13 protein-coding genes are annotated in these 13086 nt (G+C 62.9%); 4 read left to right on the top strand and 9 right to left on the bottom strand.

The genetic code is table 11. The features are described from left to right. Positions 1–142: 142 nt before the first annotated feature. The 6 genes from CCOY_RS11610 to CCOY_RS11635 all read right to left on the bottom strand — a co-directional run bounded on the left by CCOY_RS11610 (position 143) and on the right by CCOY_RS11635 (position 6044). Entirely contained in the window at positions 143–1117 is a 975-nt protein-coding gene (locus CCOY_RS11610; RefSeq protein WP_143028434.1) for a hypothetical protein, read from the bottom strand. Positions 1118–1218: 101 nt separating this feature from the next. Further along, positions 1219–1608, bottom strand: a complete 390-nt coding sequence (locus CCOY_RS11615) for a hypothetical protein (protein WP_244268651.1) — start codon at positions 1606–1608, stop codon at positions 1219–1221. Between the two features lie 23 nt (positions 1609–1631). Continuing rightward, on the bottom strand, positions 1632–1820 hold the full coding sequence (locus tag CCOY_RS11620) for a hypothetical protein (RefSeq protein ID WP_092100948.1): 189 nt from the start codon (positions 1818–1820) through the stop codon (positions 1632–1634). Then, a complete protein-coding gene (locus CCOY_RS11625; protein WP_070820113.1) occupies positions 1817–3349 on the bottom strand; it encodes a glycosyltransferase family 87 protein in 1533 nt (510 codons plus the stop codon). The genes CCOY_RS11620 and CCOY_RS11625 overlap by 4 nt, the downstream gene beginning before the upstream one ends. Positions 3350–3353: 4 nt before the next feature. Beyond that, the gene (locus CCOY_RS11630) at positions 3354–5579 is read right to left on the bottom strand and encodes a transglycosylase domain-containing protein (protein WP_224213355.1); all 2226 of its coding nucleotides are present in this window, start codon (positions 5577–5579) and stop codon (positions 3354–3356) included. Positions 5580–5681: 102 nt separating this feature from the next. Then, on the bottom strand, positions 5682–6044 hold the full coding sequence (locus CCOY_RS11635) for a DUF5318 family protein (protein WP_070422103.1): 363 nt from the start codon (positions 6042–6044) through the stop codon (positions 5682–5684). Positions 6045–6145: 101 nt separating this feature from the next. On the opposite strand from CCOY_RS11635, the gene CCOY_RS11640 reads away from it, so the two are divergent. Beyond that, the gene (locus CCOY_RS11640; RefSeq protein WP_092100950.1) at positions 6146–7108 is read left to right on the top strand and encodes a universal stress protein; all 963 of its coding nucleotides are present in this window, start codon (positions 6146–6148) and stop codon (positions 7106–7108) included. Between the two features lie 10 nt (positions 7109–7118). After that, the gene (locus CCOY_RS11645) at positions 7119–7583 is read left to right on the top strand and encodes a hypothetical protein (protein ID WP_070422061.1); all 465 of its coding nucleotides are present in this window, start codon (positions 7119–7121) and stop codon (positions 7581–7583) included. On the opposite strand, the gene trhO is transcribed toward CCOY_RS11645, so the two are convergent. From trhO to CCOY_RS11660, 3 genes are all read right to left on the bottom strand, one after another. Next, positions 7558–8457 (bottom strand): oxygen-dependent tRNA uridine(34) hydroxylase TrhO, encoded by a 900-nt coding sequence (gene trhO / locus CCOY_RS11650; protein WP_070568400.1) that lies wholly within the window; start codon positions 8455–8457, stop codon positions 7558–7560. The genes CCOY_RS11645 and trhO overlap by 26 nt on opposite strands. A 10-nt stretch (positions 8458–8467) precedes the next feature. After that, the gene (locus CCOY_RS11655) at positions 8468–8809 is read right to left on the bottom strand and encodes a helix-turn-helix domain-containing protein (RefSeq protein ID WP_070450708.1); all 342 of its coding nucleotides are present in this window, start codon (positions 8807–8809) and stop codon (positions 8468–8470) included. Between the two features lie 65 nt (positions 8810–8874). Continuing rightward, positions 8875–10368 (bottom strand): DUF1846 domain-containing protein, encoded by a 1494-nt coding sequence (locus CCOY_RS11660; RefSeq protein WP_070614181.1) that lies wholly within the window; start codon positions 10366–10368, stop codon positions 8875–8877. 77 nt (positions 10369–10445) lie between these two features. Between CCOY_RS11660 and CCOY_RS11665 the strand changes: the two genes are divergently transcribed. Further along, positions 10446–12026 (top strand): NAD(P)H-hydrate epimerase, encoded by a 1581-nt coding sequence (locus tag CCOY_RS11665; RefSeq protein ID WP_092100952.1) that lies wholly within the window; start codon positions 10446–10448, stop codon positions 12024–12026. Continuing rightward, entirely contained in the window at positions 12019–12990 is a 972-nt protein-coding gene (locus CCOY_RS11670) for an NAD(P)-binding domain-containing protein (protein WP_092102875.1), read from the top strand. Before CCOY_RS11665 ends, CCOY_RS11670 begins: the two co-directional genes overlap by 8 nt. The last annotated feature ends 96 nt before the right edge of the window (positions 12991–13086 follow it).

Genomic DNA, 13086 nt, shown 5'->3' on the forward strand with positions numbered 1-13086 from the left:
AGGGTCGTTGCGTCAAGCAACCTGAACAGACTACCCCACGGTTTGCACTGCTCAAAACCCTGGCCGCGGGGATGACATGAAAGACTCCGCATTGCGGACAATTGGCCGGCAACCAATCGTTGGCAGGCACCAACGGCTGGCGTTAGAACGGCAACCCCGGCAACTTCGGCAGAGCCGGCAGCGGGATGCCCAACGACGGCCCGACCGCCGCAACCGCAATACCCAAAGCTGCGAGAACTCCGACCACAAGGCCCACGATCGCGAGCGGGGATACCTCAACCTCACCCTGAGAACTCAAACTGCTCAAGCCCGCCTCACCGCGCAGCGAGTCGATGTTCCAATTACGAACCTCGTCAATGCTGGTCGGGTACTTCACCTCTCGGTTGCCGCCGTCTGCGCAGGCAACCCGCGCGTTCATATCCACTTCGAGGTACGCCGTCGTTCCCCCGATGGCGAGTTGGACATCGTCGGCGGCCAAGAACGTTTTCCGGAAAGTCTTCAGATCGGACTGGGACAGGTTGCCCTGCACAACGAAGCTCTTCCAGGCAACGTCTTCAAAGTCCTGCCGGTTCACGCGCTTGCCCCGCACACGGTTCGCCTCCTCAACACCAAGTGCGCTGACCGGCCGCTCCGAGATGCTGCCCTGTTTGATGCTCGGCTTTACCGCCCACACCTCGACCTTTGTAAGTTCCTCGGTGAGGTGTTGTGCCAGCACATGCTCCATACCTACCTGCTGGAGGCGTTCCGTGTACCGCTGCTCAGTGCGCTTTTGAGCCTCTTTGGCGTCTGCGAGCCTGCTCGCGAGATTCTTCTGTGCCTCCACAAGCTCTGCAAGCGAGGGTTCTGCCCGGAACTCCCGAACGATGTTCTCTGTTCCGGGGTACAGCACCTCAAATGCTTTCACCGCAGCGTTGGCGTACACCTCTTGTGTGCTGACGTTGGCCCAAGCGCTGTAGGTTGCCGCTTCCCGGTCGTTCAGCTTTAACATGCAGATCCCGTTCGCCGCCAACACCATGGGCCCTTCATTCGGCCCGACTGTAGCGGCGACTGCAGCTGGGGCAAGGCCGCCCGCGACCAGCGATACGGCGAGCGGCAGGGTAATAATTCGACGGTTCAACGCGGGCTCCTTTTTAGCAACAGCAGTCCGGTATCGGACACGGTGCTTTCAGGATATTTTCACCGAGCAGAACCCGCAGCAAAACGCGAAAATCTTCGGTCTTAGCGGTCGACGTCTAAAACGAGGCCGTCCTTATCGATATCAATGTCGATTTCGCCGAACTCCACCTCGAAGTAGCCGTCATCGTCCCACTCCACCTTGGCCTTGCCATCCTGGGCGGCCTTTAAGACGTCTTGGACTTCGGCTTCGGTCACGTTTTCGTCGACAAGATCCTTGCGCGCCTCATCCGAGTAGCCGGTCACAGCGGCCGGGAGATCCTCGGACACAGCGGCTCCAGCGTTCGACGTTTCCGTCACGGTTTCGGGCGCGACGGTTTCAGTGACTGTTTCAGGCGCAGTCTCCGGCGCAGTTTCGCCAGAATCAGAACACGCCGCCACGGCAAGTCCTGCGGTGGCGGCGACTGTCAGGGCAACCATCTTCTTCGTAAGCACGGGCCCCACTGTAACGACGAAAATCAGGTCGGGTTTGGCACCGCGACGAAAAGTGCGAGCGACACCGGGATGATCGTCATGAACACAAACGCGACCGCGCCGCAGATGATCGACTCTTTCTTGCGGCCCTTCGTTGCCATGTAGAACGACGCGCCGAACAGGGCAAACGCGATCAGGATAGAGACGATGCCGAGCACCGTTGCGGTGGTCATGGTTGCGTACTCACCGCCTCCGCCTCAGCCTCGGCGGGCTTAACGGGCTCGGGCGTGGGCTCGTCGATAAGCACAGGCTCTTTCCACTGCGCAGGCAGCGACATCAGCGGGTCGTGGCCGTTGTGCGCGTCGCGGACCTTGTCCGGGCGCTTGCCGAGCATTTGCTTGACGACGAGCACCATCACCGCCACGATAAACGCATCGCGCGCCAGGATGAAGATGTCCAGGAACCAACCCGGCACACCCATGTTGTCGTCGCCCATCATGTGCCACATCAGCACCGGCCAAACCATCATGTCCGCCACCATCCAGGACAGCAGCAGACGCCAGTACGGCAGTGCGAGGACCGCGGGAACCACAAACCACAGAGAGTACTGCGGGCTCCATACCTTGTTAAACAGCAGGAAGAAGCCGACGATGAGCACGATCAGTTCCGCAATGCGCGGGGTTTGCGGCGCACGCAGGCCGAGGATGAGGACGAACAGGCAGCCGAGCAGGAACAGGATCAGGGTGACGGCGTTGAGGATCACCGGGGCGCCCTCACCGGAGTCGAAGCCGGCCCACCCGAACTCGCGGGAGAGCACCGCGTAGATGGTGGTCCACTCCCAGCCGCGGTCGGTGTTGAGGCGGTTGAACTCGCTCCATGCGTCTGGGTAACGCAGGTACACCGGCGCGTTGACGGCGATCCAGGTGATGGCGGTGGCGCCGACCATCTTGAAGAACGGCACGAGGTCACGCTTGCGGATCGCCACAGTGAGGTACGCGCCGAGGATGAACAGCGGCCACAGTTTGAACGCGGTGCCCAAACCGACGAGCACACCGGCCAGCCACCACTTGCGGTTGCGCGCCGCGAGCATCGCGGCGACGGCGAAGAAGATCGAAGGGATGTCCCAGTTGGTAAACGCGTGGACGATCAGCAGCGGCGAACCGGCGACGAGCAGCGTGTCCCAGATGCGGTTGCCGGCAAGTTCCGCGACCATGCGGATGGTGATCACCCAGATGATGGACATCAGCAGTGCGGTGACGTAGAAGTACCAGCCGGATTCCGGCAGGAAGCTATCAGTCAGGAAGTAGGTACCGCGCGCGATCCAGGCGCTGAGCTGCTGGAACAGGCCAGCGAGCACCGGGTATTCCATGTAGCGGGTCAGGTCGTCTTCTACCCACGAGTAGGCGTAGACAAAGCCCGGCTGGTCCAGACCGCGTGCTCCGTAGAGCGGGATGATGTCGTTGTAGCAGGCAGCGACGAACTGGCGGTTGCCGTCCCAGTTGAGCTGCATGATGCCGTTGTCGTCCAGTTTGCCGCCAGCGCAGCGCGACTTCTGTAGTGCGCCGAAGGACAAGAAGATGTATGCGACGGCGATGATGGCGCGCAGCGGCGTCCAGAACCGGGCGCGGCCGATCTGGGCGAAGCGGCCCATTGGTCCGCCGAGGTAGTTCACCCAGCCGCGTGCCACCGGTTCGGTTTTGCCGGGCTGGACGCGGTCGGCCGGGTCCGGCCATGTGACGGTTGTTTGATCAGTCTGAGACATGCTGTTACTGGAACGCCTCCTGAACTTGGCCGATCACATCGTTGACAGCATCACGCAAGTCCGGCGCAGGCGCCGGTGCGGGAGCAGGTGCAGGTGCCGGTGCTGGCGCGGGAGCCGGTGCTGGTGCCGGAGCAGGTGCTTCGCTCGGAGCGGAAGATGCAGCCGACTCGGATTCCGTCGGCGCAGTCCCGGTAGCCGAGTTTTGGGTTGCCGGAGTGGAGTAGTAACCACCCAGGCCAACGCCACCCTTGTAGGCGTTCACGCCCCAGTACACCGGGCTTGCCGGCTCGAAGTACTCAAAGTCTTGATCCGCCAGCTCAGTGTCCAAGACCTGCTTCCAGATTTGCGACGGCGTGTTCGAGCCGAACATGTTGCCGCCCCACTCATTGAAGATGGCGGAGGTGTTGTCGGCGGTACCGACCCACACGGCCACAGCTAGCTGCGGGGTGGAGCCGACCATCCAGGCGTCCTTGTTCATGCCGGTGTTGCCCAGCTGCGCAGTGCCGGTCTTTGCCGCGGACGGGCGGCCGCCAGCGAGCACCGCGTTGGAGTACGCCGGCACGGTCTGCATTGCTTCGAGGACGTTGTCCGCCACCTGCTCGGAGACGCGACGTTCGGTGTAGTTGCGGTCCACCTCGTAGAGGACCTCACCGTTGGCGTCCACAACCTTTTCCACGAAGTGGGTCGGGTGCATGGCGCCGCGGTTGGTCAGGGTTGCCACTGCGGTAGCCATGTCCAGCACGCGCGACTGGTACTGGCCCAGCACGATGCCTTCGTAGGGCTGGCCGCCGTTTTCACGCAGCGTTACAGGGATGCCCGGGATGGACTTGGCCACGCCGAGGGCATGCGCCATGTCGGCGGTGTCCTGGGTGGTGTTATCCAATTCGTCCTGGATGCGCAGGTACGCGGTGTTGGAGGAGGTACGGGTGGCTTCCTTCATGGACAGCATTCCGCCGCCACCGCCGTCCCAGTTGGTCACGGTGATGCCGCCGGGCAGGGTCACTGGCGACGAATCAAACACCGCGCTGAGCGGAATACCCTGCTGCAGGGCTGCCGCCAGGCCGAAGATCTTGAACGTGGAGCCGGTCTGCAGGCCCGCGTTGGCGTAGTCCCAACCGCTGGCTTCCTCGCCGCCGTAGTAGGCGCGCACGGCACCGGTACTCGGCTCGATGGCAACGACGCCGGAGCGGGCGTCATCCTGCAGGTAGGACAGGCGCTGACGGGTGATCTCTTCGACGTTTTGCTGGGTGCCAGCATCGATCGTGGTGGTGATCTGCAGGCCACGGTTGGTCAGGTCGTCCTCGGTGATGCCGATGGTGGCCAACTCCGCCACAACCTGGTTTTTAATCAGGCCATTTGCGCCGGTTGCTTCCGTGTAGGCCGAGTAGGTGGCCGGGTCACGGGTCTCCGGGTAGTGGGCGGCCGCGCGACGCTCCTGGGTGATGGCGCCGGTTTCCACCATGCCGTCCATGACGTAGTTCCAGCGGCCTTCCGCGGCTTCGCGGTTGGTCCACGGGTCAAGCTGGCTCGGCAGCTGGATCGACGCGGCCAGGACTGCGCCCTCCTCCAGTGTGAGCTGGGAGGCTGGTTTGTTGAAGTAGGCGTGCGCTGCGGCTTCGATGCCGTAGGCGTTGCGGCCGAAGTAGACCGTGTTCAGGTAGGCGCGCAGAATGTCGGCCTTTTCCCACTGGTTGGTCATCTTCACCGAGTAGACGAGCTCTTTAGCTTTACGCTCGTAGGAGTGCTCGTTGCCCACCAGTGCGTTCTTCACGTACTGCTGGGTGATGGTGGAGCCGCCACCTGCGGATGCGTTGCCGGTGAGCTGCCCGATGGCGGCGCGAGCGAAGCCTGTCGGGGAGAAGCCGGAGTTGGTCCAGAAGTCACGGTCTTCTGCCGCAAGCACCGCGTTTTGGACGTCTTCGGGCACCTGGTCAAGCGGGATCTGCTTACGGTTGCCTTCCGGCGGGACGATGCGGGCGAGTTCCTTGTCGCCGTCGCGGTAGAAGATGTTGGAGATCTGCGCCGTTTCAATCTTGCCCGGCTCGGGCACCTCGGCGCGCGCGTAGCTCCAGAAGAACCACGCCAGCGGGATCGCCGCAATCATGGCCAAGAACAGCAAGAACGCGATAAACCACTGCCATGCGCGCGACCGTTTCTTGGTTGTGACGGTCGTTGAGCCGTTGCTTTTCTTCTTGGCGGTCGTGTCGCCGCCGTTGTCTTTATCTGACACTCGTTTTTCCCTGCGCAATTTGACTCGCGGCCCCCGCGGGGAGGGCGAAACCGCGAGCTACCTACTCGTTTTCTATGCACACCCTACCCGGCCAACGCGAAATCACACTACTGGTACTGCAGTGACTTCCTTTAACAGATGGTTCCACTTGCAGTCGCGGCAAACCTCCACGAAGTGGACGGTGATGGGGCCGACCTCGTGCACCATGCGGTCGATTTCTTCTGCGCTGCGGGCGGTGCCGGTGCGTCGGCCGAGTTTTTCGCTGTACACCCAGGTAATCTCCCGCAGTTCGGCGCCACAGATGGGGCAGGGCCGTGGGGATGCGGTGCCGTGGTGTTCGGCGGCGGCGCGGAGGATGAAGTCGGCGTCGCAGGCGTCGTCGATACGCATGCGCCCTGCGTTGAGCTCGCGCAATGCGTGACGACGACGCCACTCGTGCGACACCTCACCCTCATACACAAACATCTGCGCAATGGTAACGCCGTTTTCGGTGCGTCGTCGACGCCACATATGATGTTGATGTTCAAACGTTTGCTAGCGACACTGCCACTTCGAGGAGCCACGACGTGAGCCACCACGCTGTATCCCCCGAGTCTGCACGCCTACCGAACACTGTCGATTCGGATGCTCCTCTCCGCGTTGCGGTTGGCTGGGACACCACAAGCGGCGAAGCCGTCGAGTTTGCCGCCTGGCTCGGCCGCTCCCTGCCGATGAAGGTGCAGGTCATGGCATCTGCGCAACTGCCGCCGATCCAGGCGCTGACAACCTCGGCGAAGAGCCGCAAGAAGCAGCTGAAGAAGATGCGCGAAGAGTTCCACAAACGCGTGGTCGATGAACTCGACGGGCAGATCCCGAAATCGCAGTGGTCCAAAGAGGTGGCCACGCTCAAGGACGGCAAAGATACCGTCCGCTCGCTTCTCGACAACGCCTTAGAGTTCAACGCTGACCTCATCGTCATGGGCTCCCGCGCAAAATCACCCAAGGGCCGACTACGCCCGTCCAGCGTTACGGACGAAATGCTCTACTCCTCCCCCATCCCCCTCGGGCTGGCACCGCGCGGAGTGAAGCTGTCTAAGAAGGGCATCACGCGCGTGACCTACGCCGTGGTGGACACCGACGGGAAGAAAGAGCCCGAGTTTTACGGCCTGGACTACGCCACCGCCCTCGCGTGCGCGCTGCACCTGCCGCTGCGCATCATCGCGTTCTCTCCGACGAGTTACGACGAGCACGGCCCGAAATGGTACGAACGCACCCTCGGCATGCTTGACCACGCCCGCGACCGAGCCTGGGAGTACGCATGCGAACTCTCCCCCGACCGCCTCGACCATTTCGACGTGACCAGCTCCGTGTCCACCGGCAAGAGCTGGAAGCGCTCAATTGACTCGGTGAAGTGGCGCAAGGGCGACATCATGTGCCTGGGTTCGCAGCCGTCGCCGAATCTGCGCACGGTGTTTTTGGGCACGCTCGAAGGCGAGTTCATCCGCTACGCGCCTGTGCCCGTCATCGTCTGTCCGGAGGCAGCGAAGTAGGTTAGGGCGTATGCGCGACCATCCTGAAAACGACCTGCACTCCCCCGCCGACCGCTTTTCCCGCGTTCGCCCGGAGCCCCGTTCCTTTGATGAGTTGGCGGATGCCCCGGATCCGCTGGAGGTAGACCGGCGCAATAAGCGCTCCACCCGTCAGGCGATCACGTGGGCGCTGGGCACCGTTGGGGTGACGTTCCTGTTGGCGTTTGTGTTAGGCCTGGTCGCCCGCCTGCAAGGCGGGCCGCTGTGCAGCGACGGCGACGCCACCTGGCTGTGCACCCCAACCTGGCGCACCACCTGGGCTGTAGTCACCTCTCTCCCACCGATCGCCGGCCTGATCGGCTGCGCGGTGATCATGGTGCGCAAACTCAACCGCTACGAGCGCTGGATCCCGTGGATGGGCGTGTTCTGGATCCCGCTCGTGCCGTTCACCATGGCGTGGCTGATTCTGACTATTGGGATGCTGGCGACGATGTAGTTGCGCACTGCGCACAGTACGGGTTCTTCTCCCGGCAGGCCTCGCAGCTTAAGTACTGCTGGCGGCACTCCGGCTCGTTGGCGCAGTTGTAGAACTGGTTGGTCGCCTCCCCGCAGTGCACGCAGTGGCCGAGCTGGACGTAGTCCGGGTCGTCCGCGGAACCGAATTCGGTGTGCATGCGGTCGTCGAACACGTAGAGGGAGCCCTCCCACAGGCCGGAGTTGCCGAAGGCTTCGCCGTAGCGGACGATGCCGCCGTCGATTTGGTAGACCTCTTCGAACCCGCGGTTGATCATCAGGCTGGACAGCACCTCGCAGCGAATGCCGCCGGTGCAGTACGAGATGACCGGCTTGTCCTTCATCCAGTCGTACTTGCCGGACTCGAGCTCTTTGATGAAGTCGTGAGTGGTTTCCACATCTGGCACCACCGCGTTTTTAAACCGTCCGATCTCGGCCTCGCGGGTGTTGCGGCCATCGAAGAAGACCACGTCCGGGTTGGCCTCCACGAACTCGTTGACCTGCTGCGGAGTGAGGTGCTTGCCTCCCCCGATCACACCGTTTTCATCAACCTTCAACTCCCCCGGCGCACCAAACGCCACGATCTCGTCGCGGGCTTTGACGCTGAGTTTCGGAAAGTCTTCGGCACCGCCTTCGGACCACTTGAACTCGATGCCCTTGAAGTACTCTTTGGTCTTCTTCGCGTAGGTCTTGCAGGCACGGATGTCGCCACCGACGGTGCCGTTAATGCCGTGTTCGGAGACGATAATCCTGCCGGTCAGGCCGAGCCCTTCGCACAGGTCGCGTTGCCACAGACGCACCGCGTCCGGGTCGGCGATGGGCTGGAACTTGTAGTAGAGCAGGATTTTGCTGGTCATGCCTGGCAGTCTACGTCGAGCGGGTCCGTTCTTTGTAGGCGTATACGTCGCGCGTGTACACGCGGCGGTGTGTACCGACTCTGTGGCCGGGCAGTGTGCCTTCGTCGATAAGCTTGACCACGTATGGACGAGACACGTTGAGCAGGTCAGCTACCTGCTGGGTGGTCATTTCATCTTCGGGGCTGGGTGGGCGCATGAGGCGCCCCTCCGCAAGATCCTCGAGCAGATCACGGATCCAGGCAGCGGTCTGTTTGGGTAGCGTGACTTCCTCACGCTGGTCAGCTCGGGCGGCAGCAATGCCGTCGTTGAGCTGAGCCAACGCGGTCTCCACCGGCGGTTGTTGTACAGGCATACAGGCGACCATAAACCACAAATACAACGAGCGGAGCCGTTTTAAAGAAGAAATCTAAGATTTTCTTAGCGTTTGTGGTACAGCCCTTTTCGCCAGTACTGCGGCTCAGACGTTGCAAGCACGCCAAGATTGCGGAAAATGCCCTCGTCCACAGAACCAAGGATCGCCGTGATGTGAGCATCGCAACCACGAAGCGACTTCAGATGATCCAACGCGAGCGCCGCGTCCGGGTTCGACGCCGCCGACACGGACAAGGCAATCAGTACCTCGTCGGTGTGCAGGCGCGGGTTGACCGAACCCAGATGGCGGGTCTTCAGCGACTGGATCGGCTCAATTGAATCAGGGGAGAGCAGGTGCACATCGTCGTCGATACCCGCGAGCTGCTTCAGGGCATTGAGCAGCACCGCAGCCGAAGGTCCGAGCAGGTCAGAAGTCTTACCGGTGACAATGCGGCCGTCCGGCAACTCAAGTGCTGCACCCGGCTTGCCGGTCGCCTCCGCGACGTCGAGCGCAGGGGCAACCACAACGCGGTCCTGCACAGAGAGATCCGCCTTGCGCATCACGTTCATCACACGATCGGAGATGGAGGAGTCGGAGCCGGTGCGGCGTTCGTCGACACGCGATGCAAAGTAGCGGCGAATGATTTCCTGCTGGGCGGCGTGGCGGCAGGCCTCGTCGTCGGAAATGCAATAGCCCGCCATGTTGACGCCCATGTCGGTCGGGGACTGGTACGGCTCGGTGCCCGTAACCTCACGCAGCAGCGTCTTCAGCAGCGGGAAGACCTCAATGTCGCGGTTGTAGGAGGTGACCTTCTCCCCGTAGGCGTCGAGGTGGTACTGGTCGATCACGTTGATATCGTCCAGGTCCGCGGTGGCCGCCTCGTAGGCTAGGTTCACCGGATGGGAGAGCGGCAGGTTCCAGATGGGGAACGTCTCAAACTTGGCGTAACCTGCGGCAATGCCTCGCTGGTTCTCGTGGTAGACCTGCGACAGACAGGTGGCCAGCTTGCCGGAGCCAGGTCCCGGCGCAGTCATGACAATCAGGTCGCGGGAGGTTTCCACATAGTCGTTGCGGCCAAACCCTTCTTCGCTGACCACCTTGGCGGTGTCGTTGGGGTAGCCAGGGATCATGTAGTGGCGCGACACCTTCAGGCCAAGGCGAGAAAGACGCTCGAGGAACGCCTCCACGGTGCGGTTGTGGCCGTCGAGTTGGGTGCACACCACATTTTCGACGAGGAAGCCACGGTCGCGGAACACATCCACAAGACGCAGCACGTCATCTTCGTATGTAATACCCAGGTCCGCGCGCACTTTTTGGCGGATGACATCGCCGGCGTTGAAGCAGATGACAATTTCCACTTCGTCCTTAATGCGGTCAAGCATGGCGATTTTGTTGTCCGGAGTGAATCCGGGGAGAACACGGGAGGCGTGGTTGTCGTCGAAAAGTTTGCCACCCATCTCCAGGTAGAGTTTGCCGCCTACCTCGGCTCTCCGCGCTTGGATGTGCTCGGACTGCATTGCAATGTATTTTTCGCGGTCAAAACCGGTCGTGTACGGCATGCGCGCAATTCTATTGCTTTGCTGCGACACCACGCACCCCGCTACCTCCACACGGTGGTAGCGCTACGGTGGCAGGCATGTTTTCCTCCACGTTTACCGCCGACCAGATCCGAGCTGCGGAAGCACCCCTGCTTGCGGCGCAGGAGTTCGAGGACCAGTTGATGCAATCCGCGGCCCACGCCGTGGCGGAGGTAGCCAAAGTGATGCTCGCTGGGGTTACTGAGACACGCGCCCGGGTGCTCGTGCTTGCAGGCCCTGGCGGCAACGGGGGAGACGGCCTCTACGCAGGTGCGGAATTGTTGCTGGCAGGCCACCGGGTGGATGCGGTGTTGCCCACAGGCTCGGCGCAGGAGCGTGCCCTGCAGGCGTTCACGGCAGCCGGCGGGGTAGTGCTGGAGGACCTCCCGGAACAATGGCAGGACTATGCCCTGGTTATCGATGCGATGACGGGCATCGGCGCGACCGGCGAGGTACGCGAGAACCTTCGCCCCGCAGTCGAGTTAGCCAACGCACTCAACGCCCAAGTGCTGGCCGTGGACGTGCCCACCGGTGTGGAGGCCGACACCGGCTGGGCAGGGCAGTGCCACGTCAACGCCGATGTGACGGTCACCTTCGGCGGGTGGCGCCGCGCCCACGGGCTGTCGCCAGCGTGCGGGGTGCAGTTGCTCGCCGACATCGGATTGCCGGGCAAGCGCCTGCACGAAACGCTCGGCGACCAACTCACCTTGTGGGCAGAGGATGGCCCGCCGCTGTTGATTGCAAACCGGGCGGTGCTGCCGGAGCAGAAGTGGACCGAGCAGAAGTGGCCCGACGGGATACAGACCCTGTGGCTGCCACCGCTCCAAGACATCGCGTCAGGGCCTGAGGACGACAAGTACACCGGCGGTGTGGTCGGCATCCGCGCAGGCAGCGATGGGTATCCCGGCGCAGCGATCCTGTCTACTGCGGGCGCGGTGAACGCCACCCCGGCGATGGTGCGCTATGCGGGCCCGCAGGCGGTGGAGGTGGTGCGGGCGCACCCGGAGGTCGTCGCTACGCACACACTCCAGGATGCTGGCAGGGTGCAGGCGTGGGTGTTCGGGCCGGGCGCGGGCACTGACGAGGCCGCGGCGGAGGAGTTGCGGTGGGTGCTCGACCAAGAGGTGCCGGTGCTTATCGACGCCGACGGGCTCACCCTCCTCGCCCAACACCCCAACCTGCGCGAACTGGTGGCCCAACGCGAACAGATGACGGTGCTGACCCCGCACGACGGCGAGTTCGCCCGCCTACGCGAGGCGGCCAACGTGGGGGAGAGCGATCGCATGGCGGAGACCATCGCCCTGGCCGCCGCGCTGCAGTGCACGGTGGTACGCAAGGGGCGGGTGACGGTGATTGCGCACGAGGGCGACCCGTACACGGCGTACGCGATCGACGCGGGGCATTCCTGGGCGGCGACTCCGGGATCGGGCGATGTGCTCGCGGGCATCGCGGGGGCGCACCTGGCGCTTATGCATGCCAAGCGGCTATGGGAGGAGGTCGCACTCGCCGGCGCGGTGGCCGTGCACGCTTTGGCTGCGAAACTGGCTGCTGCCACTGCATTCGGTGACGCGACGGCGCCAGCGAGCCGGATCGCCGAGTTCATCCGTCCCGCAACCGCGAAGATGCGAAATGATGCTTGATGCGGTCGTGATCGGCGGTGGCCAGTCTGGCCTTGCCGTGTCGTACTACCTGCGCAGATACGGCGTGAACTTCACGGTTCTGGACGCCGCCGACGCTCCCGGTGGGGCGTGGCCGAACTACTGGGACTCGCTGACGCTGTTTTCGCGCGCGGAGTTTTCCAACCTGCCGGGTTGGCCGATGCCGGCGTGTGATGGGTATCCGCCGCGTGATCATGTCGTCGATTATTTAACGCGCTACGAGGCCCGCTACGACCTTCCCATTCGCCGTGGGCAGCGTGTGGAGCGTGTGCTTATCGACGACACTGGCTTCACCATCCGCCCCCAAAACCTCCACGCCCGCAACGTGGTGGTTGCAACCGGGATCTGGTCTGCGCCGTTCGTGCCGTTTGTGCCGGGTGAGTTCTCGGGCAGGCAGTTGCACTCGGCGCACTACACGCGACCGGGAGATTTCGCAGGCCAGCGCGTCGCGGTCGTCGGTGGCGGTAACTCGGGTGCGCAGATCACAGCAGACCTCGTGCTCAATGGGGTGGAGGCGCAGTGGCTGACACGTTCTGCACCGGGTTTCATGCCGGACGACGTGGACGGTTCCACGCTGTTTCGCCGCAATCGTGAGCGCCTCACTGCGATTGCGAAGGGGGAGCCAGATCCGGGCGGGGTGGACTTCGGCGGAGAGATCGTCGTCGTACCGGAGGTGCGCCGAGCGCGCGACGCCGGCCTGCTTCAGGCGCGTCCGATGGTGGGTTCGCTCGACGAGGTGAACGCCGACGTGATCATCTGGGCAACCGGGTTTCGTCCGGCCCTCGGGCCTATCCGCGGGCTGCCCCGGGACACGCCTGGTTTGTACGTGTTGGGGTTTGACAACATCAACGGACCGGGTGCCGGAACGATTCGAGGGGTGAGCCCGTTTGCCCGCGATATTGCGGCTCGGATCGCCGATTCTTTTGGCGCACACCGTCGCAGGTAAGCACGCTTCGACAAAATTACATAGGTGTTATTTAGGCCTTGACGTGGAAAAATAGCCCTTTTCGGGGATACATTCACCTTTTCGTTACATGAGAGT

Origin of the sequence: Corynebacterium coyleae (assembly GCF_030408635.1) — a bacterium.
Classification (GTDB): Bacteria; Actinomycetota; Actinomycetes; order Mycobacteriales; family Mycobacteriaceae; genus Corynebacterium; species Corynebacterium coyleae.

Bases quoted from the DNA above. Each gene is read 5' to 3' on its own strand.
- CCOY_RS11665 (WP_092100952.1), top strand. From the start codon at position 10,446: ATGTTTTCCTCCACGTTTACCGCCGACCAGATCCGAGCTGCGGAAGCA.
- CCOY_RS11655 (WP_070450708.1), bottom strand. From the start codon at position 8,809: ATGCCTGTACAACAACCGCCGGTGGAGACCGCGTTGGCTCAGCTCAAC.
- CCOY_RS11635 (WP_070422103.1), bottom strand. From the start codon at position 6,044: ATGTTTGTGTATGAGGGTGAGGTGTCGCACGAGTGGCGTCGTCGTCAC.
- CCOY_RS11645 (WP_070422061.1), top strand. From the start codon at position 7,119: ATGCGCGACCATCCTGAAAACGACCTGCACTCCCCCGCCGACCGCTTT.
- CCOY_RS11625 (WP_070820113.1), bottom strand. From the start codon at position 3,349: ATGTCTCAGACTGATCAAACAACCGTCACATGGCCGGACCCGGCCGAC.
- CCOY_RS11660 (WP_070614181.1), bottom strand. From the start codon at position 10,368: ATGCCGTACACGACCGGTTTTGACCGCGAAAAATACATTGCAATGCAG.
- CCOY_RS11620 (WP_092100948.1), bottom strand. From the start codon at position 1,820: ATGACCACCGCAACGGTGCTCGGCATCGTCTCTATCCTGATCGCGTTT.
- CCOY_RS11670 (WP_092102875.1), top strand. From the start codon at position 12,019: ATGCTTGATGCGGTCGTGATCGGCGGTGGCCAGTCTGGCCTTGCCGTG.
- trhO (WP_070568400.1), bottom strand. From the start codon at position 8,457: ATGACCAGCAAAATCCTGCTCTACTACAAGTTCCAGCCCATCGCCGAC.